Origin of the sequence: Kitasatospora sp. NPDC059146, from assembly GCF_042786665.1 — a bacterium.
Lineage (GTDB): Bacteria > Actinomycetota > Actinomycetes > Streptomycetales > Streptomycetaceae > Kitasatospora.
On the sequence record NZ_JBHZCY010000010.1, the window covers coordinates 54,602 to 79,621 of the forward strand.

Consider the following 25,020-nt stretch of genomic DNA (forward strand, 5'->3'; position numbering starts at 1 on the left):
CCGAGGAGCAGCGGACCGGTACCCGAACGGCCCAGGCCGAGTGCAGTCGGGTGAACGGCTCCCTAAGGTCGATCGCAGGCGCCCGCCCGATCCGGGCCGGTGCGCAGCCCTTCGGTTCCCGCTGTTCTAGCTGTTCTAGCTGTTCCCGCTGTTTCTGCTGGAGGCACGACCATGTCCGGTGGTGGCACCACCCTGCCCCAACCGCCCCTCTTACCCGGTGAGCCCGCCGACGCCGACCGGCATCCCGGCCGGGTGCTCCACCCGGCCCCCCGTCCGGAGTTCGCCCCGGAGTTCAGTCCGGAGCTCGGCCCGGAGTTCGGCCCGAAGCGCCGTGCGGAGGCCGCCGAGGACGTCCCGGCGGACCTCGACCGGCTGCTCCGTCCGCTGTTCCGCTCCGCCGGACCGGACGGCGGCGTCGCCGTCGTGGTGATCCGCGGCGACGAGCGGACGGTCGCCTGCCGGGGGCACTCCGACCGCTCCGGCCGCCACCCGGTCCGGGCCGACACCCGCTTCGAGCTCGGGTCCGTGACCAAGACCTTCACCGGACTGCTGCTCGCCGAGATGGCCGCCCGCGGTGAGGTCCGCTACGACGACCCGATCGACCGCTACCTCCCCGCGAACGCCGTCCCCGGCTACCCGCACGAGCGGCCGATCACCCTGCTCCACCTGGCCACCCACACCTCCGGCCTGCCCCGACTGCCGGTCGGCCTGCTGCCGGCCGCGGCACCCCGGTGGTTCACCCGCCCGTACGCCACGTTCGGGCCGACCCACCTGCTCGACGCACTGTCACGGACCCCCGTCCGGGGCACCCCGGGCACCCAGGTGCGGTACTCCAACCTCGGCTCCGGGCTGCTCGGACTGCTGCTGGCCAATGCGGCCGGACAGCGCTACGACGACCTGCTGGCCACCCGGGTCTGCGGGCCGCTCGGCCTGCTGGACACCTCCAGCGGCCCCGGCCGGGAGGACGTCAGCGGGTACCGGCGCGGCCGACGGGTGCCGTCCTTCCGGCTGCCCGCCCTGCCGGGCGCCTCGGCACTGCGCTCCACCGCGGACGACATGCTCCGCTACCTCCAGGCCCACCTGTCGCTGGACGCCGTCCCGTTGCCCGAGCGAGCCGACGCGGCGGCGCTGCGTACGGCGCTCGGCGAGGTCCGTCGGCCGAGGGTGGGGCGGCGCCGGGGCGGTACCCGGCTCTGCGTGGGCTGGAACCAGTGGGGGCCGGGCGGTGCGCCGGGTGGTGTGCTGGGTGGGGGCGGCGCGGACGGCGCCGGCGGCGAGGCCGGTGCGATCGGCTCGGTCGGTGAACTGGCCGCGGTCGACGCGGTGGGGGTGCCGGCCGAGGGGGAGGGCGCCGAGGAGCTGGTGTTCCAGGTCGGGTCGACCCGGGGGTTCAGCACCTTCGTCGGGTTCAGTCCGCGGGCCCAGGTCGGGCTGGCGGTGCTGGCCGGAGCATGGACGGGAGTGCGGGTCCTGCGCGGCCGGGTCATCGTCCAGGGCGCCTACGAGACCCTGCGCACCCTGGCCGCCCAGCGCGGCACGGCGATCGGCACGGTGACCGGTACCGCAGCGGTGGAGGGGTGAGCCCCGTACGACGTGACGACGTGACGCTGTGACGGCCTGATGCTGTGACGACGTGACGGCGGGGCCCCGGGTGGTGGTCACGCACCGCCCGGGGCCCCGCTCCGTATGGCTGCTGAAAGGCTTCTGACGCCTCGATCAGCCGTTGTTGCTGTTGCCGTCGCCGTGCGGCGGCAGCTGGGCCTGGATCTGGCTCATCACCGTGCTGTCGGCGAGGGTGGTGGTGTCACCGACCTCGCGGCCCTCGGCGATGTCGCGCAGCAGACGGCGCATGATCTTGCCGGAACGGGTCTTCGGCAGCTCGCCGACGACCTTGATCTGCTTCGGCTTGGCGATCGGGCCGAGCGTGCGGCCGACGTGGGCGCGCAGCTCCTCGACCAGCTCGGGGGTCTCGGTGACGCCGCCGCGCAGGATCACGAACGCGACGATGGCCTGGCCGGTGGTCGGGTCGGCGGCGCCCACCACGGCGGACTCCGCCACGGTCGGGTGGCCGACCAGGGCCGACTCGACCTCGGTGGTGGAGATGTTGTGGCCCGAGACCAGCATGACGTCGTCGACCCGGCCGAGCAGCCAGATGTCGCCGTCCTCGTCCTTCTTGGCGCCGTCACCGGCGAAGTAGCGGCCCTCGAAGCGCGACCAGTAGGTGTCGATGTAGCGCTGGTCGTCGCCCCAGATGGTGCGGAGCATGGACGGCCACGGCTCGGTGAGCACCAGGTAGCCGCCGGAGCCGTTCGGGACCTCCCTGGCCTCGTCGTCCACCACGGTGGCCGCGATGCCCGGCAGGGCGCGCTGGGCCGAGCCCGGCTTGGTCTCGGTGACGCCCGGCAGCGGGCTGATCATCATGGCGCCGGTCTCGGTCTGCCACCAGGTGTCGACGATGGGGGCCTTGCCGCCGCCGATGTGCTCGCGGTACCAGACCCACGCCTCGGGGTTGATCGGCTCGCCGACGCTGCCGAGCACCCGCAGCGAGGACAGGTCGAACTTCGCGGGGATGTCGTCGCCCCACTTCATGAACGTGCGGATCGCGGTCGGCGCGGTGTAGAGGATCGTCACGCCGTACTTCTGGACGATCTCCCAGAACCGGCCCTGGTGCGGGGTGTCCGGGGTGCCCTCGTAGATGACCTGGGTGGCGCCGTTGGAGAGCGGGCCGTAGACGATGTACGAGTGGCCGGTGACCCAGCCGATGTCGGCGGTGCACCAGTAGACGTCGGTCTCCGGCTTGAGGTCGAAGACCGCGTGGTGGGTGTAGCTGGCCTGGGTGAGGTAGCCGCCCGAGGTGTGCAGGATGCCCTTGGGCTTACCGGTGGTGCCCGAGGTGTAGAGGATGAACAGCGGGTGCTCGGCCTCGTGCGCCTCGGGGGCGTGCTCGGTGGACTGACGCGCCGTGATCTCGTGCCACCAGACGTCGCGGCCCTCGGTCCAGGCGATCTCCTGCTCGGTGCGGCGGATCACCAGGACGTGCTCGACGCCGTCGACCTTGGTGAGCGCCTCGTCGATGGCCGGCTTGAGCGCGGAGGGCTTGCCGCGGCGGTAGCCGCCGTCGGCGGTGATGACGAGCTTGGCCTGGGCGTCCTGGATGCGGGAGGCGACGGCGTCGGCGGAGAAGCCGCCGAAGACCACCGAGTGGGTGGCGCCGATCCGGGCGCAGGCGAGCATCGCGACGACCGCCTCGGCGATCATCGGGAGGTACACGGCGACCCGGTCGCCCTTGCGGACGCCGAGCTCCAGCAGCGCGTTGGCGGCCTGCGAGACCTCGTCCTTGAGCTGCGCGTAGGTGATCGAGCGGCTGTCGCCGGGCTCGCCCTCGAAGTGGATGGCGACCCGGTCGCCGAGGCCGTTCTCGACGTGGCGGTCGACGCAGTTGTAGGCCACGTTGAGCTTGCCGTCGGCGAACCACTTGGCGAAGGGCGGGTTGGACCAGTCGAGCGTCTCGGTCGGCTCGACGGCCCAGCTCAGGCGACGGGCCTGCTCGGCCCAGAAGCCCAGACGGTCCTCGGAGGCCTGGGCGTACGCGGCCGCGGTGACGTTGGCCGCTGCGGCGAGCTCTGCCGGCGGGGCGAAACGCCGCTCCTCCTTGAGCAGGTTGGCCAGGCTCTCGTTGCTCAACGCGCACTCCTCATCGAGTCATGATCTGGGGCGATCCCGTGCGTGGGGATTGTCCCGTGTGTCCCAGCGCACAGCTCACCAGGCGAACGGGCCAGTTGACAAGAGGCTCCTTGCAATTGGTGTAGACCTTTGACCGATCGTCGAACGGTCGATCGCCGGATCCGCCGTACGGTGGGCCGATCCTGGTACGACGATCCCATGACTGTGGTGCCGGTCACGACGGTGATCATGATGACTGTCACGACGGTGGTGACGTTCATGGTGGTGGCCTCGGCGGCGATCCCGGCTCGATGTCGGTTCGACCGCCGCCCGACCGCCGCCCGACCGCGGCACGACCGCGGCACGACCGCCGTACGGCCAGCTGCCCGGAGGCGGCAGGCCGTACGGCGGTCGGAGGGCCCGTGTCCCGGCCCGCCCGGCGGAGACACGGACCCGGCTCTCAGGCGGCCAGCTGGGGCCCCTCCTCGCTGCCGGCGGCCGGAATCCGGGCGTCGTTTCTCACTCGTTCAGCCGAATCGCCCTCCGGCCGGGCCTCGACCGGGCTGAACGTCCCGGCGGCGCGGTCCAGGACGTAGGCCTGGGCGGTGGCGAAGTCGAAGTACATGCCGACCAGGCGCAGGGTGCCCTCCTCGACCCGGCGCTCCACCGCGGGGTTCGCCATCAGCTGGTCCAACTGCTGCACCACGTTGGTGATGCAGAGCTGCTCCGCGAGGTCCACCACCGGCCGGTCGGCGAACTCGGCCGGGGCCCGGCGGAGCCGGTCCAGCGAGCCGCGGCCGTTGCGCAGCCAGCGGGTCAGCGGGGTGGGTGACCCGGGGCGCTCGTGCACGCCGTCCAGCAGGGCCTTCATGGCGCCGCAGCCGGAGTGGCCGCAGATCGTGATCGAGCGCACCTCCAGCGCCTCGACCGCGTACTGCACCGCGGCGGCCACCGAGTCGTCGGCCGCACCGGGCTCGAACGGGGCCGGCACCAGGTTGCCGACGTTCCGGACGGTGAAGAGGTCGCCCGGCCCGCTGTTGGTGATCATGCTGGTCACCATCCGGGAGTCCGCGCAGGTCAGGAAGAGCTGGGACGGCGTCTGCCCCTCCCGGGCCAGCCGGGCGAGTTCGGGCCTGACCAGCGGGGCGGTGTGCTGCTGGAACACCCGGACGCCGTCCAGCAGCCGGCCGTGCGGGTCCTCCTGCTGCTCGATGCAGTGGTGGCCGCCCCACGGCGTCCAGGCCCGGCAGCGGTGCGGGCCCGGGGAACTGCCCGCGCGGACGGTGCCGTCGGGGTCGAGCACCTCGTCGTCCTGGCGCCGCGTCACCAGCGAGACCTGACCGCCCGCGGCCTGGTACCCCGTCCGCCAGTCGTGCAGCGTCTCGTAGGCGGCGTGGTCCAGGAAGGAACCGTCGTGCACGACGGTGACCTCGGCGCCCCTGGGGATCCCGGCCAGCGCCCGGCTCAGCCGGGGGACGGCGGTGAAGGTGAGCGGGCCGTGGGTCTGGACGGTGACCGAGCCGTCGGGGCCGGTCGCGACGTCCACGTGGGCCCGGGTGAGCCGGTAGAGCGCGAGCAGCACGGCGGTGGCCGCGCCGAGGCCGACGCCCCACAGCACGCCGAAGGCCACCACGGCGAGCAGGGTGGTCAGGTAGACCGGGAACTCGCGGTGCCGGTGCACGTTGCGGATGTGCGCGAAGCTCACCATCTGCAGCCCGACCACCAGCACCAAGGCGGCCAGTGCGGCCAGCGGGATCCGGCGCAGCCCACCGGTCAGCGCCAGGGCGGCGGTGAGCACCCAGACCCCGTGCATGACCGAGGCCCACCGACTCTGCCCGCCGGCCCGGACGTTGGCCGTACTGCGGACGGCGCCGCCGGCGATCGGCAGTCCGCCGACCAGCCCGCTGACCAGGTTGGCGAGGCCCTGCCCGCGCAGCTCGCGGTCGAGGTCGCCGGTGCGCTGGGACATCCGGTCCACCGCCACGGCGGACAGCAGCGACTCCACGCTCGCGACGGCGGTGACGGTGAGGACGGCGGCGATCACCCCGGCGAGCGAACCGTGCGGCAGCGCGGGCACCAGTGAGTGCGGCTGCCAGGCGGGCAGTTCGATGTGGGCGAGCTGCAGGTCCAGGGCGAGGGCGAGCGCGGTGGCGACGGCCACGGCGGCCAGCGGGCCGGGCACCTTGGTGAGGCGGGCACCGAACTCGCCCGCGCGGCCCGGGAGTCGGCCGAGCCTGGGCCAGCCCAGCAGCACGGCCACGGTCACCGAGCCGGCCAACAGGGCGGGTGGGTGCGGACCGGCCAACTGCCCGGGCATCGCCAGCAGGTTGGCGATCGCCGAGCTCTGCGGGGAGCCGCCGAGGACGACGTGCAGCTGGGCGATGGCGATGGTCAGTCCGACCCCGGCCAGCATGCCGTGCACGATCGCGGGCGAGACGGCGAGCGCCGTCCGGGCCACCCGGCGTGCACCGAGCAGGAGTTGGAGCAGTCCGGCGGCGAGGGTGATGGCACAGGTGGCCCGCCAGCCGTACTGGGCGATCAGTCCGGCGGTGATCACGGTCAGCGCGGCTGAGGGGCCGCTGACCATGAGCGGGGTGCCGCCGCACAGCCCGACCACGATGCCGCCCACGGCCGCTGCTGCCAGCCCGGCGGTGAGCGGGGCGCCGGTGGCGAGCGCGATGCCGAGGGAGAACGGCACGGCGATCAGGAAGACCACCACGGAGGCGGAGAGGTCCTGGGCCCACCGGGCCCGGGAGCCGGGGCCGGGTGGCGCGTGGTCGGTGGTGTCGGAGGCGATGGGTGCGCTGGAGATGTCGAGGGTCATGGTCTTCCCGTCTGTCCGGGGGAACGAACGCAGTCAGGTCCGGTGGTGAGTCCGGGGTGGGGCTCCGGGGCGGATCGGCTGTCGTGGGTCGCGACGGTGTGGCGGGATGGCGTGGGCGCGGCGGGGAATGCGGGTGTCACCGGCCGGCGTCGACCATCTGGGCCCGCCAGGGGCCAGGGCGAGGAGCGGGATGTCTCGCCGAAGGCCGTCGGAACGGGCCATCAAGACTCGGTAAACCGAGGGTAATGAAATCTTTGCACAGCGTTGTTCTCGGAGGGAAGCGGAAAATCGCCGGTTCACCCCATTGGGTGGTGTTCGAACGGACGGGAATCTGCTGGTGGGAGGCTCGGGCCGGTCCCTGGACGCTCCCCTTGGGCGGCCCTGGGGCGTCGGTCGGGGGCGTCGGCCGGGGGTGGGGCCAGGGGTGGGGCCGGAACGGCGAACGGGCCGCGGCGTCCCCCGGGGTGAGGGGGAGGCCGCGGCCCGTCCGGTCGGTGGCGGTGCCGTGCTCGGGACCGCGCGGTGATGTCAGACGGGGGCTCCGGCGGGGAGGCCGCTCGGGATTCCGCCGAGGACGAAGTCCTCGTCCACCTGGGTCGCCAGGTCGATGCCGACCTTGGCGTTGGCCCAACTCTCCGCGTTGCGCCGGTGGAAGAGCACCGCCTGCGCGGTGTAGCGGTGCTCGTCGCGCAGCCCGTACGCCGCTTCGGCCTCGACCCGCAGCTGCTCCAGTACGGCCCGGTTGGCCGGCTCCAGCGACCTCAAGGGCGGCTCGGCGCCCTGCTCCAGTCGGCGTACCCAGTCCGACTGCCCGAAGGTGGTGAGCAGGTCGTCGCCGACCTCGCGGCGCAGGAACGCCAGGTCGTCCGGGCCCTGCACCTTGTTGCCGATCACCCGCAGCTGCACGCCGAAGTCCCGGGCGTAGTCCTTGTACTGCCGGTAGACCGAGACGCCCTTGCGGGTGGGCTCGGCGACCAGGAAGGTGAGGTCGAAGCGGGTGAACAGCCCGGAGGCGAAGGAGTCCGAGCCGGCCGTCATGTCGGTGACCAGGTACTCGTCCGGGCCGTCCAGCAGGTGGTTGAGCAGCAGTTCCACCGCGCCGACCTTGGAGTGGTAGCAGGCCACCCCGAGGTCCTCCTCGGTGAACGCGCCGGTCGCCAGCAGCCGGACCGAGCCCTCGTCCAGCGCGATCGGGCGGGCGCAGGCGGCGTAGACCGGGTTCTCCTCGACGATCCGCAGCAGGCGCGAACCGTGCCCGGGCGGCGTGGTTTTGATCATCTCGTCGGCCGAACGGATCAGCGGGTTGCTGCCCCGGAGGTACTCCTTGATCTCCGGCAGGTGCGCGCCGAGCGAGGGCAGGGCGGCCGCATGAGCGTCCGTCAGGCCGAGTGCGGGGCCGAGGTGCTGGTTGATGTCGGCGTCGACGGCGATCACCGGTCGGCCGATGGCGGCCAGGTGGCGGATGAACAGTGCGGACAGCGTGGTCTTCCCGCTGCCGCCCTTGCCGACGAAGGCGATCTTCATCTGGGGCTCCGGCTCTCGCTCTGGGCCCTGGGGGCGGGCCGCGTGCTCAGGGGCGCGCGTGTGGGGGCGCCCCTAACTGGAAATCGTTATCGTCTCCGATAGTGGTCATGCTAGCCGGGGTTTGGGGTCCGCCGGGGGAGGGAAGTGAGGATTGCCTCTAACGGGTGATGCGGGGTTGCTGTTCCGGGAGGGGCCGCCCGTTCATTACTCTCGGGTAGGTGAGCACTGGAACAGATCCCCTCGCCCCGTTGGCCCAGCTCCCCGGGGTGCCCGACGCCGTGGCCGAGGTGCGCAAGGCCGTCGACCGGCTCTACGGCCACCGGGTGATGCGCCGCCGCGCGGCCGAGGTCACCTCCGAGTCCGCGCTGCGCGGCGCCCGCGCGTCGGCGGCCGTGGCCGGGGCCGACTGGCCCCTGGAGGAGGTCCGCCGGCGGACCGATTTCAGCGCGGACGCCGAGGCCCGTACGGTCGGCGCGGCCCTGCGGATCACGGCCGAGGCGGGTCAGCTGCTCAGCGTCTGGCGGCACTCGCCGCTCCAGGTGCTGGCCCGGCTGCACCTGCTCGCGGTCGGCGACACCGACCCGGCCGCCGGCCGGCCGCGCCGGGCGGGGGAGGGGGCCGAGGAGCTCTTCCCGCTGGAGCTCGAACCGGTGGAGAGCGTCGAGGTCGAGGCCGCGGTCGGGCCGACGCCCGTGCTGCCGCCCGCGCCGGGCGCGGAGGAGGTCGCGGCCCGGCTGGACCAGCTCTCCCGGCTGCTGGTGGCCCGCGCGGAGGGGCAGGGCGTGGGGACGCCGGCCCTGGTGGTCGCGTCGGTGGTGCACGGCGAACTGCTCGCCCTGCGGCCGTTCGGCAGCCACAACGGGATGATCGCGCGGGCCGCCCAGCGGATCGTGCTGATCGCCGAGGGCCTCGACCCGAAGTCGATCTGCCCCACCGAGGTCGGCCTGGCCGAGCTGGGCACCGACACCTACCGGCGCGCCTTCGCGGGCTACCTGGCGGGCACGTCCGAGGGCATGGCGGCCTGGATCGCCCACTGCGGGCGGGCGCTGCGCCTGGGAGTGCGGGAGAGCACGGCGGTCTGCGAGGCGATGCAGCGCGGCATGGCCTGAGCCCGGGCGGAGAGTCCGCGCGACGCGAACCCCGCGGACACGAAGATGCGGCGGCACCTGATCCTGCTGGGTGCCGCCGCTGGTGCAGACAGCCGGGTGACCAAGCATGCACCGGAAGTGCCGATCAGACGGGGATCCTGCCCGTTCGTCTGGTCCGGCGGCCCGACAGCGGGTCGGCTGCATGTGGGTGCTCGGATGTCTGTACGTGCGGTCCGTGGGGCCTGAACTGCGTTGTCGGTTTGACCTCTTCGGTCCTGACCGGGTCTCGCGGGCCGTGCTTCCTTTGTATCGCGTTTCGGCCGAAAGGGGAACCCGAAACGAGAAGTCTGTGCTGATCTGCCCGTTTCGGGGCTTTCCCGGTGGATCGCACCGGATTGCGGTGGATCAAGGTCTTCCGGTGGGCGCTTCAGGCGGCCGGGCGGCGCCGGCGGGCCAGGTACCAGATCACCCCGGCGGTCACCGCGGCCGTCCCGACCGCCACGGCCGTCAGCACCGAACCGCTCGGCGCGGAGAACTCCGGCACCCGCCGTCGCAGTTGCACCGGCCGGTCGAAGACCAGCACCGGCCATTCCCGGGCCTGCGCCTCCTTGCGCAGCGCGCGGTCGGGGTTGACGGCGGAGGGGTGGCCGACCGCCTCCAGCAGCGGCAGGTCGGTCGAGGAGTCGCTGTAGGCGTACGACGCGGCCAGGTCGTAGCCCTCCGTCCCGGCCAACTCCCGGATCGCCGCGGCCTTGTTCTCCGCGTAGGCGTAGTACTCGATCTCGCCGGTGTAGCAGCCGTCCTCGACCTTCAACCGGGTCGCGATCACGTGGTCCGCGCCCAGCAGTTCGCCGATCGGCTCGACCACCTCGGAGCCGGAGCTGCTGACGATCACCACGTCCCGGCCGGCCGCGTGATGCTGTTCGATCAGTGAGGCGGCCTCGTCGTAGATGATCGGGTCGATCAGGGTGTGCAGGGTCTCGGCGACGATCTCGCGGACCTGCTGGACGTTCCAGCCCCGGGTGAGCGCGGAGAGGTACTCGCGCATCTTCTCCATCTGGTCGTGGTCCGCGCCGCCCGCCAGGAAGACGAACTGGGCGTACGCACTGCGCAGTACGGCCCGACGGTTGATCAGGCCGCCCTGGTAGAAAGGCCGGCTGAACGCCAGCGCGCTCGACTTGGCGATGATGGTCTTGTCGAGGTCGAAGAAGGCGGCGGTCCGCAGGCCGGTCGGCCGGGGGCGGGCGGGTGCGCTCGGCTCCTCGGGCCCGGTGGGGTCGCCCTGGGACTCGTCGGCGTGGTCGTCGGCGTTCTCGGTGGTGTCCACGGGAACCGAGGATAGAGGGAGCCGCAAAACACCCCGCCATTCGGTGTACTCGTGGGCGTGCGGGTTTGTGTTTCTGGCCGCTCGGGTACACCATGGAAGTCACGGATCGTTCGCGACCGTGCTAACCCGGTCCGGCTCCTCCCCCCCGAGTCGGGCTGTGGATAGACGACCCCCGCTCTCCCCCCCGGCGGGGGTCGTCGCACGTCCGGGGCCATTTTCAGGGCTTGAAGGCCCTTCGCGCAGGCTTCCGCGCGGTCCTTCCCGAGGTGTACAGGTGGTGTCGACGGCTCGATCCGTCCACCACCTTTCGTCACTCTGCGTTGCCGTTTGCTCATGACGCGCAGGATGCCCACGGCTGGTTCCGATCGGCCCCTCGGGGTCGTTCCGGCGAGATGCGCGGGGTCGTTCCGGCGGGGTGCGCGGGGCCGTCCTGATGGCGCGCGCAGGGCCGCTGGGGCGGGGGTGGGGAGGGCGGTCGGCTGGGGGGCGATGGACGGCCGGGCCGTCCCCGCGACCCCCTTTCGTCAATTCTTCGACGAATAGCCCCCCGTCCGAGTGAACGTTTTCATCCACAGCCCCCGAGTTATCCACAGGCAATCGGAACGTGGATGACGGAATCCGGATCTCCCCCCACCGTGATGGTCGGCGGCGGTCGCCGGGCAGGGCCTCACCCCTTCCTCTCCCAGAGGTCTGCCTGGCGGCCGTCCGTCGGAACCGTCCGACGCGTGCCGCGGCCGCCCCTGGTGGCCGCGGCACAGAGGGGAGAACACCATGTCGACGCCGATCACCTCCCACGTCACCGCCGAGGGCCCCGCGGCCACCGGGCCGCTCGTGGTCACCGGGGACGAGGACCTGGCCGAGCACCTGCTGCGGGTCTGCGCGGCAGCGGGCACCGAGCCCCGGCTGATCAGGGGCGCGCCGCCGCCGCGCGAGTTGTGGGAGGCCGCCCCGCTGGTCCTGGTCGGGGACGACCGGGCGGAGCACTGCGCGGGGCTGGGCCGGCGCAGCGGGGTCCTGCTGCTCGGGCTGGACCTCGACGACCCCGGCGTGTGGGTCAGAGCCGTCCAACTCGGCGCCGAGCACGTGCTGTTCCTGCCCGACGCCGAGGCCTGGCTGCTGGACCGGATCGCGGACGCGGCCGAGGGCGTCGGCTCCCCGGCCGTCACCGTCGCGGTGCTCGGCGGCCGGGGCGGGGCCGGGGCCTCGACCCTGGCCTGCGCCCTCGCGGTCACGGCCGCGCGGACCGGGCGGCGGACCATGCTCCTCGACGGCGATCCACTGGGCGGGGGCCTGGACATCCTGCTCGGCGGCGAGACGGCCCGCGGGCTGCGCTGGCCCGACCTGGCCGGTTCGCGCGGGCGGGTCAGCGGGGCCGAACTCGCCAGGGCGCTGCCGGCCCTCAAACGGCTCTCCGGGCTGTCCTGCCTGTCCTGGGACCGTGGCGACACCCTGACGGTGCCGCCGGCCGCCATGCGCAGCGTGCTGGCCGCCTCCCGACGGCGCGGCGGGCTGGTGGTGGTCGACGTGCCGCGCCACCTGGACGCGGCCGCCGGGCAGGCGCTGGAGCAGTCCGACCTGGCGCTGCTGGTCGTCCCGGCCGAGCTGCGTGCGGTGGCGGCCGCCGACCGGGTCGCGGCGGCGGCCCGGATGCGGCTCGGGGACGTCCGGGCCGTGGTGCGGCCGGTGCGGGCCGGCGGGCTCCCGGCCCACCGGATCGCCCGCGGGCTGCGGCTGGAGCTGGCGGGGGAGCTGGAACCGGAGCCGGGGCTGACCGAGGACGTCGAGAAGGGCGTCCCGCCCGGCACACGGGAGGGCGGTCCGCTCGCGCGCTTCTGCGCGAGCTTCCTGAACGAGGTGCTGCCGCCGGTGTCGGCGGTCGGAGGAGGTGCGTACTGATGGTCCGTCTGTGCAGGACAGGAACGCGGGGCGGTGCCCCGGCCCCGGGCGACGGTGCGCGGGAGCACCGGCCGCTCCGGAGCGTGCCGCCGCCCGGCGGGCAGGGCCCGGCCGGACACGGGCCCTGCCCGTACGGTCGGACGGCCAGCGAGGAGCGGTCGGCCGAGCTGGTGGACGCGGTCCGGCTGCGGCTGGCCGAGTCCGGGGCCGCCCCGACGGCGGGCTCGGTGGCAGCCGTGCTGCGGGCCACCCGGCCACCGCTCGGCGGGGACGAAGTGCTGGACACCGTGCGCTCGCTGCGCGCCGAACTGGTGGGTGCGGGCCCGCTGGAGCGGCTGCTGGCGGCGCCCGACGTCACGGACGTGCTGGTGAACGGTCCGGACGAGGTGTGGGTCGACCGTGGCGGCGGTCTGCACCGGGCCACCGGGGTCCGGTTCGCCGACGCCGAGGCGGTGCGGCGGTTGGCCCACCGGCTGGCCACCGCGGCCGGGCGGCGCCTGGACGACGCCCGGCCCTGGGTGGACGCCCGACTGCCGGACGGCACCAGGCTGCACGCGGTGCTGCCGCCGATCGCGGCCGGCTGCACGCACATCTCGCTACGGGTGTGGCGGCCCCGGCCGTTCACGCTGGACGAGTTGGTGGCGGGCGGCGCACTGCCACCGGAGGGCGCGGAGCTGTTGGCCGGCATCGTGCGGGCGCGGCTGTCGCTCCTGGTCTCGGGCGGGACGGGCTCGGGCAAGACGACCCTGCTCGCGGCCCTGCTCGGCCTGGTCGGTCCGGACGAACGGATCGTGGTCGCCGAGGACTCCGCCGAACTGCGGCCGGCCCACCCGCACGTGGTCCGCCTACAGAGCCGACCGCCGAACCAGGAGGGGCTGGGCGAGTTCACCTTGCGGGACCTCGTCCGGCAGGCACTGCGGATGCGGCCGGACCGGCTGGTGATCGGCGAGGTGCGCGGGGCCGAGGTGTCGGACCTGCTGGCCGCGCTCAACACCGGCCACGAGGGCGGTTCCGGGACCGTCCACGCCAATACGGCGGCGGACGTGCCGGTCCGGCTGGAGGCGCTCGGCTCGCTCGCCGGGCTCGACCGCCCGGCCCTGCACAGCCAACTGCGGGCCGCGCTGGACGTGGTGGTGCACCTGGTCCGGGACTCGGACTCGGGGCGGCGCCGGGTGGCGGAGATCCACACACTGGCCGGGGACGGCAACGGGCTGGCGGTGACCACCCCGGCGGTGCGGTTCCCGGCCGCGGGCGGCCTGGTGCCCGGGGCTGGCTGGGAGCGGCTGGTCGGGCTGCTGGCCGCACGCGGGGTGGCGATCGGGGCGGTGACGCCATGAGGGCCGTGGTGGCGGCGGTCTCGACCGCGGTGCCGGTGTGGGTGCCGGCCCCGGTGTCGGTGGCGGCGGCGGTGGCGCTGACGGGGGCGGGCCGGGCCGAGCGGGAGCTGCGGCTGGTGGAGATCGGGTTCGTGCTGTTCCTGGTCGCGTGTGCGACGGGCGCCCTGGTGCTGCTCGGGGCGGCGGGCCGGAAGGGTCGAGGGCAGGGAGGTGGGTGACATGACGCAGGTCCAACCGGCGCTCTGCTGGGTGACGTTGCTGTGCCTGCTGGCCGCCGTCGGGTGGCGGGCGGTCCAGGAGCAGCTACCCGGTGGGCGGCGCTCCAGGCTGGTGCCGGCGGGCAGCGGGCCCCCGGTGTACGGGCCCCCGGTCCACGGGCCGCAGCCGGAGGAGGTGGGCCGGGTGCGGGGTCGGCTACTTGGGCTGCTGGCGCCCGAACTACTGGCGCTGCCGGTGGGCTTGGTCGCCGGCCAGGCGACCGCCTCGCCCGTGCCGGTGCTCGCGGGAGTGCTGGCCGTCCTCCCCCTGAGGAGGTGGCGGCTGCGGCGGCGACGGGAGGCCGAGGCCGGGCGGCGGGCCGCCGCGGTGGTGGAGCTGTGTGCCGCGCTGGCCGGGGAGTTGCGCAGTGGTGCGACCCCGGAGCAGGCCCTGCACCTGGTCACGGCCCGGCTGGCCGCGGACCCGGACGGGCTGCGCCGGCTCGGCGCGGAGCCGGTGGCCCGGCTGGCGGCGGGGCGCTACGGCGGGGACGTCCCCGCTGCGCTCCAGCTGCTCGCCGAACTGCCCGGAGGCAGCGGGGCGGCAGCGATCGCGGCCTGCTGGCGGGTGGCCTCCGACGGCGGGTCGGGGCTGGCCGCCGCGCTGGACCGGGTCGCGGAGGCGCTGCGCGGCGAGCGGGCCTTGACCGAGGAGATCGCGGGGGAGCTGGCCGGACCGCGCGCGACGATCGCGGTCCTGGCCGCCCTGCCGGGCGCGGGGCTGCTCCTGGGCGGAGCGCTCGGGGCCCGTCCGGTGGAGGTCCTGCTGCACACCCCGGCCGGACTCGGCTGTCTGGGGGCGGGGGCGGTACTGGAGGGCCTGGGGGTGCTCTGGACGGCCCGGATCGTCCGGGCGGCGGCCCAGGGCGCGTTGGAGGCCCCCTGGGGTGTGGGGAGCCGTCCTGGGGTGACGGGCCTGCCTCGGCGCGGCGGTGGGCGGCGAGGGGGCCTGTGGGCGCTCGATGTCGGAGCGGGGGCGGGGTGATGCGACTGGGCGGGTGGGTGCCGGCCGGGCTTTCGGTGACGGCTGTGGCGCTATCGGCGGCTGCGGCCGGGGTGGCCCGGCACGGGGCGGGGCGCAGCGCCGGACGGAGGGCGTTCGCCTGGCAGCGGGAACGAGAGGAGGTGCGGAGTCGAACCGGGCCCGGGCGCACCGATCTTGGGCGCACCGATGTTGGGCGCAGCGGGGTCGGGCGCAGCGGGGTTGGACCCCGGCGGCGACTGGCGACGGCGGTCGTCGCGGGGCTGGCGGTGGCGGCGCTGGTCGGTGGTGGCCCCGGTGCGGTGGCCGGGGTGCTGGCAGCGGTGGGCGTGCACCGGTGGTCGGCCCGGGCCAGGTCGCCGACGGATCGCCGGGCGATGCTGGAGGAGCAGTTGCTGCTCAGGCAACTTCCCTTGGGCGCCGATCTGTTGGCGGCCTGCCTCGGAGCGGCGGCGCTGCCCTCGGCGGCGGTGGCGGCGGTGGGGCGGAGCGTGGGCGCACCGCTGGGGCCGAGGCTGGTCGCGATCGGGGCCGAACTGGTCCTGGGCGCACCGCCGGAGCTCTGCTGGACCAGGTTGGGCGCACGGCACCCGGCGCTGGCGCCGCTGGCGCGGTGCCTGGTCCGGACGAGCCTCGGTGGGGCTCCCGCGACCGGTCCGTTGGTCGAACTGGCCCGGGAGCAGCGGACCGCCGCCGCCCGGGCGGCCCACGTCAGGGTCCGCCGGGCCGCGGTGCTCGCCACCGCGCCGCTCGGACTCTGCTTCCTGCCGGCCTTCGTCCTGATCGGAGTGGTGCCGGTGGTGATCGGCCTGACCAGCCTTTTCGGGTGGGCGATGTGAGTGGGTGTCGGGTCCGGGCCCGTCGGGCCGGGACCCGCGAGAGGGACCGGTAAGTATCCAGACAGGAGAGATTGATGACTGCAGTTTTCGCGACCAGGCCCAGCATCGGGCGTCCGTTCCAGCACCTGCCGGGAGCGTGGCGGCGGAAGAGCCGCGGGGTCGCCGGCCGGGTGCGCAGGGTGGCGCGGTACCGGGGGCGTTCGGACGCCGGGATGACCACGGCTGAGTACGCCGTCGGCACGCTGGGTGCGTGCGCCCTCGCAGCCGGGCTGTACAAGGTGGTCACCAGCGCGGCCATCACCGGGGCGCTGACCGAGACGCTGGAACGGGCGCTCCGTGCGACGTAGCGCCCGACCGCGACCCGGCCGGTCGAACCGGCCTGTACGGGCCGTACGGAGGCCGTGGCAGGGGTCGTGGCGGGGGCGGCGCGGGGACGCCGGCTTCGTCACGGCGGAGACGGCGGTGCTGCTGCCCGCGCTCGTCCTGCTCGCGGCGATGCTGATCTGGGGCGTGCTCGCGGCCGCGGCGCAGATCACCTGCGTGGACGCGGCCAGGATCGGCGCCAGGGCGGCCGCCCGGGGCGAGTCGGACGCCGCCGGACTCGCCCGTGCGGCGGCTCCGCCGGGAGCGCGGGTCCGGGTGGCGGTCGCGGCGGACACGGTACGGGTCGACGTGGACGCCCCGTGCGCGGCGCCGGGGAGGTTGGCCGGGCTGCTCGCCGTCCGGGTCGGTGCGATGGCGGTGGCCGCCCGGGAGGACGTGCTGGGCGGCACCGCGGAAGGAACGGAAGGAGCGGAAGGGACCGTGGAGGGAGGAGGTGGAGGTGGATGGCCCGCCTGACGGCTCGACAGGTGGCCCGGAGGACTGCCAGGTCGGCCGACTGCCGTCCGGTTGGCCGTCGGTGGGCGGTGGAGTGGCCGGCGCGGTTGGGGCGGTTCGGGCGGGTCCGTAGCGCTCGGGCGGCGGCACCGGGCAGGGGCGGGTACGGGGCGGACACGGGCTCGGCGACGGTCTGGCTGCTCGCCCTGGCGATGCTGGGCACGACGGTCTTCGCGGCGACGGTCGCGGTCGGCACGGTGGTGGCTGCCCGGCACCGGGCCGAGTCGGCAGCCGACCTGGCGGCCCTCGCGGCCGCGGACCGGCTGCTGCTGGACCCGGACGGCGGCTGCGCCCGGGCCGTCGGGATCGCGGCGGCGCAGGGGGCCGCGCTGGTGTCCTGCGCGGTGGACCGCTCCGCGGACGCCGTCGAGGTGGTGGCCGAGGTGCCGGTCGGTGGGCTTCCGAGGCGGCTGCCGGTCGGTCCGGCGCGGGCGAGGTCGCGGGCCGGGCCGGTGCGGGCCCCGGCCACCGCGGCCGAGGACGGCCTCGGCGAGGCGCTGGGCGGCCCCAGCGGCCCCGGTACCCCGGGCGGGACCCCGAGCGCCGCGCCCACGGCCCCCGGCCCGTTGCCGGCCCCCGGTGCGCCCACGGCCCCGGGCGGGGCGGTGGCCTCATGAAGCGGCCGGTGCTCCGCCGTCCGGGTCCGCTGCGGGGCCCATCGCGGGCCCTACCGCTGGCCCTACCGCCGGGCCTGCGGCGGGGGCCGCCGCTCCGGCCGCCCCGGGGGCCCCGGCCAGCAGGACGTCCAGCAGCCGGACGGCGGCCGTCTTGTCCAGCGGGTCGTTCCCGTTGCCGCACTTGGGCGACTGGACGCAGGACGGGCAGCCGCGCTCGCACTCGCAGGAGGCGATCGCCGCGCGGGTGGCGGTGAGCCACTCGACGGCGCGCTGGAAGCCGCGTTCGGCGAAGCCGGCGCCGCCCGGGTGGCCGTCGTAGACGAACACCGTGGGCAGCCCGGTGTCGGGGTGCAGCGGGACGGAGACGCCGCCGATGTCCCACCGGTCGCAGGTGGCGAACAGCGGCAGCAGCCCGATCGAGGCGTGCTCGGCGGCATGGGCGGCGCCGGGCAGCCGGTCGAGCGGCAGGTCCGCGTCGAGCAGTTGGTCCTCGGTGACGGACCACCAGACGGCGCGGGTGCGCAGGGTGCGGGGCGGGAGGTCGAGCTTGCTCTCGCCCATGATCTCCCCGGTGGAGATCCGCTTCCGGAGGTAGCCGACCACCTGGTTGACCACCTCCACCGAGCCGAAGCTGAGTCGGCCCTCGCCCCAGCGGACGGTGGTGTCGGTGTCGAGGACGGAGATGGAGGTGATGTCACGGGCGGCCGTGGTGTACGGCGGGTCGGCCGGTTCGACCAGGGCGACCGAGTCCTCCAGGTCGAGCTCCCGGACCAGGTAGGTACGGCCCTGGTGGAGGTGGACGGCCCCGGTGTGGACGGTGGTGTGGGCGGCCGCGGCGTCCACGGTGCCGAGCAGCCGGCCGGTGTCGGCTTCGACGATCTGCACCGGGCTGCCGCCGCTGCCCCGCAGGTCGACGGCGTCGGCGGCGCGCTCCCGGCGGGTCCAGTACCAGGAGCCGTCGGTGCGTCGGCGCAGCAGGCCGCGCCGTTCCAGCACCGGCAGCAGCGGTGCGGTGGAGGGCCCGAACAGCTCCAGGTCGGCGTCGGTGAGCGGGAGTTCGGCGGCGGCCGCGCACAGGTGCGGGGCGAGTACGTGCGGGTTGTCGGGGTCGAGCACGGTGGCCTCGACGGGTGTCGCGAACAGCGCCTCCGGGTGGTGCACCAGGTAGGTGTCCAGCGGGTCGTCGCGGGCGATCAGGATGGCCAGCGCGCCCTGGGCCTCCCGGCCCGCCCGGCCGGCCTGCTGCCAGAGCGAGGCCCGGGTGCCGGGGTAACCGGCCATCAGGACGGCGTCGAGGCCGGAGATGTCGACGCCGAGTTCGAGGGCGGAGGTGGAGGCGAGTCCGAGCAGTCGGCCGGAGTGGAGGTCGCGCTCCAGGGCCCGGCGTTCGTCGGCGAGGTAGCCGCCGCGGTAGGCGGCCACCCGCTCGGCGAGCGGTCGGCCGAGTTGGTCCTGGGTCTGCAGGGCGACGAGTTCGGCGGCGCGCCGGGAGCGGACGAACACGACCGTCCGGGTCTGCCGTTCGACCAGGTCGGTCAGCAGGTACGCGGCCTCGGCGGTGGCGGTGCGGCGCACCGGGGCGCCGTGCTCCCCGACGTTCTCGGTCAGCGGCGGCTCCCAGAGGCCGAAGACCATCGGACCGCGCGGCGAGGCGTCCTCGGTGACGGCCGCCGCGGGCAGACCGGTCAGTCGCCGGGCGGTGACGGCCGGGTCGGCGGTGGTGGCGGAGGCGAGCAGGAAGGTGGGTGACGAACCGTAACGGGCGCAGAGGCGGCGCAGCCGCCGCAGCACCTGGGCGACGTGCGAGCCGAACACGCCCCGGTAGCTGTGGCACTCGTCGACGACCACGTAGCGCAGCACCTTGAGGAAGGAGGCCCAGCGGGCGTGCGCGGGGAGGATGCCCCGGTGCAGCATGTCCGGGTTGGTGAGCACGTAGGAGGCGTACTGGCGGACCCACTCGCGCTCCTCGGGGGGCGTGTCGCCGTCGTACAGGGCGGCCCGGACCCGGGGCGGGGCGAGTTCGGCGGCGCGGCGGCGCTGGTCGGCGGCGAGCGCCTTGGTCGGGGCCAGGTAGAGCGCGGTGGCGCCGCGGCCGTTGCGGGCCTCGGTGCCCTCCAGCAGGTCGCTGAGGACCGGTGCCAGGTAGCCCAGCGACTTGCCCGAGGCGGTGCCTGTGGCGATCACCACAGTCTGGCCGCTTTTGGCCAGGTTCATCGCTTCTGCCTGGTGCGCCCAGGGCTGTTCCACCCCGACGTCCGCCGCGGCGGCGACGATCTCCGGTCGGATCGAGTCGGGCCACGGTGAATAACGCGCAGGCCGGGCGGGAAGGTGCTCCGTATGGGTGAGCCGGTCGGCCCGCCCCCGACTGGTGGACAGGGTCGTGAGCAGTGCCTCGGGCAGGCTGTGTCGGGGCGGCATGAGGACCCAGTGTGTCACCGGCGTGACGGAGAATCGTCGTAAGCCATCGTGCGGTCATGGTCGCAGGTGGTTGAATGTGGCCGTGACGGCCGTATGGCCGTGGGTCGCAGCGCTGAGGCTCGCCACGCGTTGGCTTGTTGGCTTGGCGCGCCCGGGCTCGCGACCATGCGGTGGCGGCCGTCCGGCCGAGGATCGCACATGACGTAGCAAGGCAAGGTGCTGGAGGTTCCGTGGACCTGTCCCTGTCGACCCGTGCAGTCGGCGATCGTACGGTCGTCGAGGTTGGCGGCGAGATCGATGTGTACACCGCCCCGAAGCTGCGGGAGCAGCTGGTCGAGCTCGTCAACGACGGCAAGTACCACCTCGTCGTCGACATGGAGGGCGTCGACTTCCTCGACTCGACCGGCCTCGGCGTGCTCGTGGGCGGTCTGAAGCGGGTGCGTGCCCACGAGGGCTCGCTGCGCCTGGTGTGCAACCAGGAGCGCATTCTCAAGATCTTCCGGATCACCGGTCTGACGAAGGTCTTCCCGATCCACACTTCGGTGGACGACGCGGTCGCCGCGACCGACTGACGCGTCCGGGCCGGCCCCCGCGGTCGGCCCGCCCGTTCCACGCGTTCGGGGCGCGGGGGCCTGTGCGGCCCCCGTTCCCCGGGCGTCTCAGGGCCGGTCCAGCCGGTCCGCGGGGCCGCGCTGTCGGCCCCGGTCGGAGTACCCCGAGGGGGAGAGATGGCAACCGTCGAACTTCGATTCAGCGCGCTTCCCGAGCACGTGCGGACGGCCAGGCTGGTCGCCGCGGCCGTCGCCAGACGGGCCGGGGTCGACGAGTCGGTGCTCGACGAGGTACGGCTCGCGGTCGGTGAGGCGTGCTCCCGTGCGGTCGGTCTGCACCAGCGTGGTGGGATCGGCGGCACGGTGCGGGTCGCTTTGACCGACCAGGAGAAGCGTTTCCTCATCGAGGTCGAAGACGAGGCGGGCCCCGCCGCGGTCCCGGCCGCCGGTGCCGCCGAGGGCGGCGACCCGGACGAGGACACCCTGGGACTCGCCGTGATCACCGGCCTGGTCGAGGACCTGGAGGTCACCAACGGCGCCGACGGCGGCGTGATCCGGATGAGCTGGCCGGTTTCGGTGCCCTCCGTCGCGGTCTGACGTCACCCGGCTGTGCCTGCGGGCGCCCACGTTCCGGACGCCCGTACTCCGGACGCCCACGTTCCGGACGCCCGTACTCCGGACGCCCACGTTCCGGACGCCCGTTGACAAGGTGTGCGGCCCGGCGGTTCGCTGCTTCCGGCACGACCGGGTCCGGTCATCGACCGGACCTCGTCGCGGAAGAGGAAGCACATGCGGATCCGCATCCTGTGGCCGGCCGGGCAGGCCACCGCCACGCTGGCGGCCACCCCCACCACCGAAGCGCTCTGGGCCGAGCTGCCGATCAGTTCCACGGCCTCCACCTGGGGCGAGGAGGTCTACTTCGGCACGCCCGTGAGCGTGCCGCGCGAGGACGGTGCCCGGCAGGTGGTCGAGCCGGGCACGGTCGCGTACTGGACCGACGGCGACAGCCTCGCGCTGCCGTACGGACCGACCCCGATCTCGCACGACGGCGAGTGCCGACTGGCCGGTCCCTGCAACGTCCTCGGCCTGCTGGACGGCGATGCCCGGGTGCTGAGCACCGTGCGGCCGGGCGATCCGATCCGGGTCGAGCGGGCCTGAGCGTCGGGGAGGAGCCGTGGGCGTCGGGCGAGGGCCGGGCGTCCTGCGTGGGGCGGGAGCCGGGCAGCCGGGAACCGGACGGGCGGTGACGGCCGTGTAGGTTCGACGACCGAAGACGACCGAAACCGAAAGGCTCCTCCCGGTGAACAAGCGACTGCTGGCCGTACCCGCCCTCGGCGTGCTGCTCGCGTTCGGCGCCGTCGGCTGCGGCGGCGACGACAACAGCAAGCAGCTGGACTCCTGGGCGTCGAACGTCTGCGGCGCGGCCAAGGACCCGATCGCCCAGGCACAGGTCGCGCTCGCCGACACCGCCCAGGTGAAGACCGGTGAGTCCCCGACCGACCTGCGGAAGCGGCTGTCGGCGGACATCGGGCGACTGGGCAAGACCAACCAGGACATCGCGGCCGCGATCGACGCGGCCGGTGCGCCCAAGGTGGACAACGGTCCCGCGCTGCAGAAGGACACCGTCGACGAGTTGAAGAAGGCGGCCGACGGCTACCTGGACGTCCAGAAGAAGCTGGACGCCCTGGCCATCGACGACCAGGCGAAGTTCGCGGACGGGCTGAACAGCGTCGGCGACCAGTTGCGCCGGCTGTCCTCGCTGTCCACCCAGGCGCAGAGCAAGCTGGGCAGCGGCGACCTCGGCAAGGCGATGGCCAAGCAGGAGGGGTGCAAGCCCTCCCAGGCCACCCCGGGTGCCGGGGCGAGCGGCAGTGCCGGTGGCTCCACGGCCACCCCCGGTGCGGGCGGCAGCCCGAGCGCCGGTGCCACCTCCTCGGCGGGTGCCCCCAGCGGCAGCCCCGCGCCGGGCGGGACGGACAGCGCGAGCCCGGCGGCCGCCCCCTCGGCGGGCGCCACCACCCCGGCGGCCCCGGCTTCGTCCTCGGCCCCGGCGACGCCGGCACCCAGCGCGAGCTGAGCCGAGGTCCTGTCCGGCGTCCCGGCTTCCGGAGGCCCTGCCCGACGTCCCGACGTCCCGGTGCGCCCGGTGGGGCGCTCCGGCCGTCGGCGGGGGCGTGGGGCCGGGCCTGCGCTCCCGGTGGGGTCGGCGGGCCGGTGGGGCCGGGGCGGGGTGAGGCGGGGGACAATGGCGGGGTGATCAGTAGCCCCGTTCTCGACCCGACCCGCCTGGCCAAGCTGCGCGAGGCGCTGCTGGCCGCCTCGTTCACCGCCGATGGGTGCCTGGACCTCCTGGGGCCCACCGGCTACGCGGCGTTGGCCCGCAGTGAGGCCGTCCCGGCGCTGCGCGCGACGCGGGGCGGCAGCCCGCTGGAGACGCTGGTGCGGCTCTTCCTGCTGCAGCAGCCGGTGCCGTACCGGGCGGCCGCCGCCGCGCTGCCGGTGGAGGACTGCCTGGCGGACGGCTGGCTGCGCCCGGATGGGGACCTGGTGCGCGCCACCGTGGACGTCCGGCCGTACGCCAACGAGGTTTCCGGGATGCCCAGTTCGGACGCCTGGGTGGTGTCCGACCTGGGGTGCGCGGTCGGTGGCGCGGGCGGGATCGGCTCCGGTGAGACCGCGCACGGGGTGGCCCGCAAGGACCTGGTGCTGGGGGTCGGCGGGGCGTCCACCACGCTGGCCAACATCACCGTGCGCCGTCCCGTCCGGGCGGCGCTGGACCTCGGTTCGGGCTCCGGCGTGCAGGCGCTGCACGCGGCCCGGCACGCCGGGAGCGTCACCGCCACCGACCTCAACCCGCGTGCCCTGCGGTTCACCGAACTGACCCTGGCGCTGTCCGGGTTCGACGCCACCGAGGTGTTCACCGGCAGCCTCTTCGAGCCGGTCGGGGAGCGGAAGTTCGACCTGATCGTCTCCAACCCGCCGTTCGTGATCTCGCCCGGCGGCCGGTTCACCTACCGTGACGGCGGCATGGCCGGGGACGACCTGTGCCGCAGCCTGGTGCGGTCGGCCGCCGAGCACCTGGAGCCGGGCGGCTACTGCCAGTTGCTCGCCAACTGGCAGCACGTCAGGGGCGAGGACTGGCAGGAGCGGCTGGCCGGCTGGGTGGCGGGCACCGGGCTGGACGCCTGGGTGGTCCAGCGCGAGGTCCAGGACGTGGCCCAGTACGCCGAGTTGTGGCTGCGCGACGGCGGTGACCACCGCGGCCCGGGCGGCGACTACCAGGCCCGGTACGGCGAGTGGCTGGACGCCTTCGAGGCGGGCCGGGTCGAGGGCATCGGGATGGGCTGGATCACCCTGCGGGCGGGCGGCGCCGAGCGTCCGACCGTGCGGGTGGAGGAGTGGCCGCACCCGGTGGAGCAGCCGCTCGGTCCGCACATCGACGCGTGGTTCGACCGGCAGGACTTCCTGCGCTCGCACGACGACGCGGGCCTGCTCGCGGCCCGCTACGTGCTGGCTGACGAGGTGGTCCAGGAGCAGGTCGGTGCGCCGGGGGCGGAGGACCCGGAGCACGTGGTGCTGCGACACAACCGGGGCATGCGGCGGGCCACCAAGGTGGACACGGTCGGCGCCGGGTTCGTCGGGGTGTGCGACGGCACGCTCTCGGCGGGCGAGATCGTGGACGCCATCGCGCACCTGCTGGGCGAGGACCGGGTGGTGCTGCGGGACCGGGTGCCGGAGTCGCTCCGGCTGCTGACCGAGCAGGGGTTCATCGACCCGGTGCGGTGAGGTTCGGCGCGGTGAGGTTCGGCGCGGTGCCGGGCCGTGCCGTGTGGCGTGGCGCCGTGCCGTACTCCGGTCCCGTTCGGTAGAACGCCGCTCCGGCACCTTCCGGTTCACCCTCCCGTACCCCCTGGTTCGTCCGGTGGTCCCCGTCCGGCTGCCCGCCGTTGGTCGGGTGCTGTGAGGCTCTGTCCACAGGCTGTGGACAGAGTTGGGGAGCCGGGGGCCAGGGGTGGACACGACGACGGCGACCGTCGGCGGGCTGGTGCTCGCCCTCTTCGGTGGCGCGCTGCTGCTCTGGTGCGCCGCCGAAGTGCGCCTTCGCCACCGGGTGCGCCGCTCGGGGGTTCCGGTGGTGGCGACGGTCGTCGCCGAGAGGGACGTGCACGGCCAGCTGGACAGCGCGCCGCTGCTCTCCTTCTCCGTGCCGCCGGCGGTCGGCGGGGCTGGGTCGGGCTCCGGCTCCGGTTCCGGCCGGATCGCGGAACTCGTGCTCACCCGGCCGCGCGGGCACACCCCGCTGCGCCGTCCGGAGCGGTTCGCGCCCGGAGCCCCGGTGCGGATCTGCTACGACCCGGACCGCCCCCGCCGGGCGGTGCTGGCGGCCGGGGAGATCGGCCGGGCGGCGGTCGTCGACCTGCTCTGGTGCGCCCTGGGGGTGGCGTGCCTGGGGGCGGGCGCCGGGCTGCTGGCGGCGATCGGCCGCTGAGGGGGCGAGCAGCCCCTCGGTCGGTCGGCCGGACCCGGTGTCAGGGTCCGTCGGCCGGATCCGGCGGTCCGTCGGCTGTCGTCCGGCGGCCGGGTCCGGCGCGATCCGGAGAGCGCCATACCGCATGCGCGCCGATTTTCCGTTGACAGATCTTGAAATCCGTCATTCCATCCTCCGGAACCTGCCGAAGCCCCCCTCCACGGGGCGCGAACCTCCGTCATCGGGTTACCGTTCGAGTGGCGTCGGTGAGCGCGGCAAGCGAAACAGCGGGATCCGTCCGTTTGACAAGGGTGGCCGGGGTACGGTCACACTCCGCTGGTGGGGTGTCG

21 protein-coding genes are annotated in these 25,020 nt (G+C 74.5%); 16 read left to right on the top strand and 5 right to left on the bottom strand.

All coding sequences use genetic code 11. The annotated features are described in order from the left end of the window. The first annotated feature begins 171 nt into the window (after positions 1 to 171). Positions 172 to 1,581 carry a serine hydrolase domain-containing protein gene (locus ACFXPX_RS06530; protein ID WP_380639806.1) on the top strand — a complete coding sequence of 470 codons (1,410 nt, stop codon included), beginning with the start codon at positions 172 to 174 and terminating at the stop codon, positions 1,579 to 1,581. A 135-nt stretch (positions 1,582 to 1,716) separates the two neighbouring features. On the opposite strand, the gene acs is transcribed toward ACFXPX_RS06530, so the two are convergent. The 3 genes from acs to ACFXPX_RS06545 form a co-directional block, all read right to left on the bottom strand. Then, positions 1,717 to 3,684 carry an acetate--CoA ligase gene (gene acs / locus ACFXPX_RS06535; RefSeq protein WP_375887603.1) on the bottom strand — a complete coding sequence of 656 codons (1,968 nt, stop codon included), beginning with the start codon at positions 3,682 to 3,684 and terminating at the stop codon, positions 1,717 to 1,719. A gap of 439 nt (positions 3,685 to 4,123) precedes the next feature. After that, positions 4,124 to 6,487 carry a SulP family inorganic anion transporter gene (locus ACFXPX_RS06540; protein WP_380639808.1) on the bottom strand — a complete coding sequence of 788 codons (2,364 nt, stop codon included), beginning with the start codon at positions 6,485 to 6,487 and terminating at the stop codon, positions 4,124 to 4,126. 528 nt (positions 6,488 to 7,015) lie between these two features. Beyond that, entirely contained in the window at positions 7,016 to 8,011 is a 996-nt protein-coding gene (locus tag ACFXPX_RS06545; protein WP_380639810.1) for an ATP-binding protein, read from the bottom strand. A 218-nt stretch (positions 8,012 to 8,229) separates the two neighbouring features. Between ACFXPX_RS06545 and ACFXPX_RS06550 the strand changes: the two genes are divergently transcribed. Further along, positions 8,230 to 9,120, top strand: coding sequence for an oxidoreductase (locus ACFXPX_RS06550; protein ID WP_380527150.1), 891 nt, complete (start codon positions 8,230 to 8,232; stop codon positions 9,118 to 9,120). Positions 9,121 to 9,526: 406 nt separating this feature from the next. On the opposite strand, the gene ACFXPX_RS06555 is transcribed toward ACFXPX_RS06550, so the two are convergent. Next, complete coding sequence (locus ACFXPX_RS06555) at positions 9,527 to 10,324, bottom strand: HAD family hydrolase (RefSeq protein ID WP_375887701.1); 798 nt, start codon at positions 10,322 to 10,324, stop codon at positions 9,527 to 9,529. An 873-nt stretch (positions 10,325 to 11,197) separates the two neighbouring features. On the opposite strand from ACFXPX_RS06555, the gene ssd reads away from it, so the two are divergent. The 8 genes from ssd (at position 11,198) to ACFXPX_RS06595 (ending at position 17,233) form a co-directional block, all read left to right on the top strand. Continuing rightward, positions 11,198 to 12,322 carry a septum site-determining protein Ssd gene (gene ssd / locus ACFXPX_RS06560; protein WP_380399521.1) on the top strand — a complete coding sequence of 375 codons (1,125 nt, stop codon included), beginning with the start codon at positions 11,198 to 11,200 and terminating at the stop codon, positions 12,320 to 12,322. Between the two features lie 83 nt (positions 12,323 to 12,405). Then, on the top strand, positions 12,406 to 13,659 hold the full coding sequence (locus tag ACFXPX_RS06565) for a TadA family conjugal transfer-associated ATPase (RefSeq protein WP_380639812.1): 1,254 nt from the start codon (positions 12,406 to 12,408) through the stop codon (positions 13,657 to 13,659). Continuing rightward, positions 13,656 to 13,877 carry a hypothetical protein gene (locus ACFXPX_RS06570; protein ID WP_380588288.1) on the top strand — a complete coding sequence of 74 codons (222 nt, stop codon included), beginning with the start codon at positions 13,656 to 13,658 and terminating at the stop codon, positions 13,875 to 13,877. Before ACFXPX_RS06565 ends, ACFXPX_RS06570 begins: the two co-directional genes overlap by 4 nt. A 1-nt stretch (position 13,878) precedes the next feature. Beyond that, a complete protein-coding gene (locus ACFXPX_RS06575; RefSeq protein WP_380527143.1) occupies positions 13,879 to 14,901 on the top strand; it encodes a type II secretion system F family protein in 1,023 nt (340 codons plus the stop codon). Positions 14,902 to 15,167: 266 nt separating this feature from the next. Then, complete coding sequence (locus ACFXPX_RS06580) at positions 15,168 to 15,737, top strand: type II secretion system F family protein (RefSeq protein ID WP_380639814.1); 570 nt, start codon at positions 15,168 to 15,170, stop codon at positions 15,735 to 15,737. Positions 15,738 to 15,811: 74 nt separating this feature from the next. After that, a complete protein-coding gene (locus ACFXPX_RS06585; protein WP_375887585.1) occupies positions 15,812 to 16,084 on the top strand; it encodes a DUF4244 domain-containing protein in 273 nt (90 codons plus the stop codon). After that, entirely contained in the window at positions 16,074 to 16,577 is a 504-nt protein-coding gene (locus ACFXPX_RS06590; protein ID WP_380639816.1) for a TadE family type IV pilus minor pilin, read from the top strand. The genes ACFXPX_RS06585 and ACFXPX_RS06590 overlap by 11 nt, the downstream gene beginning before the upstream one ends. Then, entirely contained in the window at positions 16,565 to 17,233 is a 669-nt protein-coding gene (locus ACFXPX_RS06595) for an Rv3654c family TadE-like protein (protein WP_380639818.1), read from the top strand. The genes ACFXPX_RS06590 and ACFXPX_RS06595 overlap by 13 nt, the downstream gene beginning before the upstream one ends. Here the strand turns inward: ACFXPX_RS06595 and ACFXPX_RS06600 are convergent. Further along, complete coding sequence (locus tag ACFXPX_RS06600) at positions 17,228 to 19,651, bottom strand: DEAD/DEAH box helicase (protein ID WP_380639820.1); 2,424 nt, start codon at positions 19,649 to 19,651, stop codon at positions 17,228 to 17,230. The two genes, ACFXPX_RS06595 and ACFXPX_RS06600, sit on opposite strands and share 6 nt — an antisense overlap. A gap of 230 nt (positions 19,652 to 19,881) precedes the next feature. Between ACFXPX_RS06600 and bldG the strand changes: the two genes are divergently transcribed. The 6 genes from bldG to ACFXPX_RS06630 all read left to right on the top strand — a co-directional run bounded on the left by bldG (position 19,882) and on the right by ACFXPX_RS06630 (position 24,691). Next, on the top strand, positions 19,882 to 20,223 hold the full coding sequence (gene bldG / locus ACFXPX_RS06605) for an anti-sigma factor antagonist BldG (protein WP_188305076.1): 342 nt from the start codon (positions 19,882 to 19,884) through the stop codon (positions 20,221 to 20,223). Positions 20,224 to 20,379: 156 nt separating this feature from the next. Continuing rightward, the gene (locus ACFXPX_RS06610) at positions 20,380 to 20,799 is read left to right on the top strand and encodes an ATP-binding protein (RefSeq protein ID WP_375887576.1); all 420 of its coding nucleotides are present in this window, start codon (positions 20,380 to 20,382) and stop codon (positions 20,797 to 20,799) included. A 192-nt stretch (positions 20,800 to 20,991) separates the two neighbouring features. Further along, complete coding sequence (locus ACFXPX_RS06615) at positions 20,992 to 21,360, top strand: cyclophilin-like fold protein (protein WP_375887574.1); 369 nt, start codon at positions 20,992 to 20,994, stop codon at positions 21,358 to 21,360. 142 nt (positions 21,361 to 21,502) lie between these two features. Beyond that, a complete protein-coding gene (locus tag ACFXPX_RS06620; RefSeq protein ID WP_380639822.1) occupies positions 21,503 to 22,279 on the top strand; it encodes a hypothetical protein in 777 nt (258 codons plus the stop codon). 176 nt (positions 22,280 to 22,455) lie between these two features. Beyond that, entirely contained in the window at positions 22,456 to 23,988 is a 1,533-nt protein-coding gene (locus ACFXPX_RS06625) for a methyltransferase (RefSeq protein ID WP_375887568.1), read from the top strand. A gap of 226 nt (positions 23,989 to 24,214) precedes the next feature. Further along, positions 24,215 to 24,691 (top strand): DUF3592 domain-containing protein, encoded by a 477-nt coding sequence (locus tag ACFXPX_RS06630; protein WP_380399542.1) that lies wholly within the window; start codon positions 24,215 to 24,217, stop codon positions 24,689 to 24,691. Positions 24,692 to 25,020 lie beyond the last annotated feature (329 nt).

What these genes read in the sequence shown, in the direction of transcription:
- ACFXPX_RS06530 (WP_380639806.1), top strand. Translation starts at nt 172, where the DNA reads ATGTCCGGTGGTGGCACCACCCTGCCCCAACCGCCCCTCTTACCCGGT.
- ACFXPX_RS06540 (WP_380639808.1), bottom strand. Translation starts at nt 6,487, where the DNA reads ATGACCCTCGACATCTCCAGCGCACCCATCGCCTCCGACACCACCGAC.
- ACFXPX_RS06545 (WP_380639810.1), bottom strand. Translation starts at nt 8,011, where the DNA reads ATGAAGATCGCCTTCGTCGGCAAGGGCGGCAGCGGGAAGACCACGCTG.
- ssd (WP_380399521.1), top strand. Translation starts at nt 11,198, where the DNA reads ATGTCGACGCCGATCACCTCCCACGTCACCGCCGAGGGCCCCGCGGCC.
- ACFXPX_RS06570 (WP_380588288.1), top strand. Translation starts at nt 13,656, where the DNA reads ATGAGGGCCGTGGTGGCGGCGGTCTCGACCGCGGTGCCGGTGTGGGTG.
- ACFXPX_RS06575 (WP_380527143.1), top strand. Translation starts at nt 13,879, where the DNA reads ATGACGCAGGTCCAACCGGCGCTCTGCTGGGTGACGTTGCTGTGCCTG.
- ACFXPX_RS06585 (WP_375887585.1), top strand. Translation starts at nt 15,812, where the DNA reads ATGACTGCAGTTTTCGCGACCAGGCCCAGCATCGGGCGTCCGTTCCAG.
- ACFXPX_RS06595 (WP_380639818.1), top strand. Translation starts at nt 16,565, where the DNA reads ATGGCCCGCCTGACGGCTCGACAGGTGGCCCGGAGGACTGCCAGGTCG.
- ACFXPX_RS06600 (WP_380639820.1), bottom strand. Translation starts at nt 19,651, where the DNA reads ATGCCGCCCCGACACAGCCTGCCCGAGGCACTGCTCACGACCCTGTCC.
- ACFXPX_RS06610 (WP_375887576.1), top strand. Translation starts at nt 20,380, where the DNA reads ATGGCAACCGTCGAACTTCGATTCAGCGCGCTTCCCGAGCACGTGCGG.
- ACFXPX_RS06615 (WP_375887574.1), top strand. Translation starts at nt 20,992, where the DNA reads ATGCGGATCCGCATCCTGTGGCCGGCCGGGCAGGCCACCGCCACGCTG.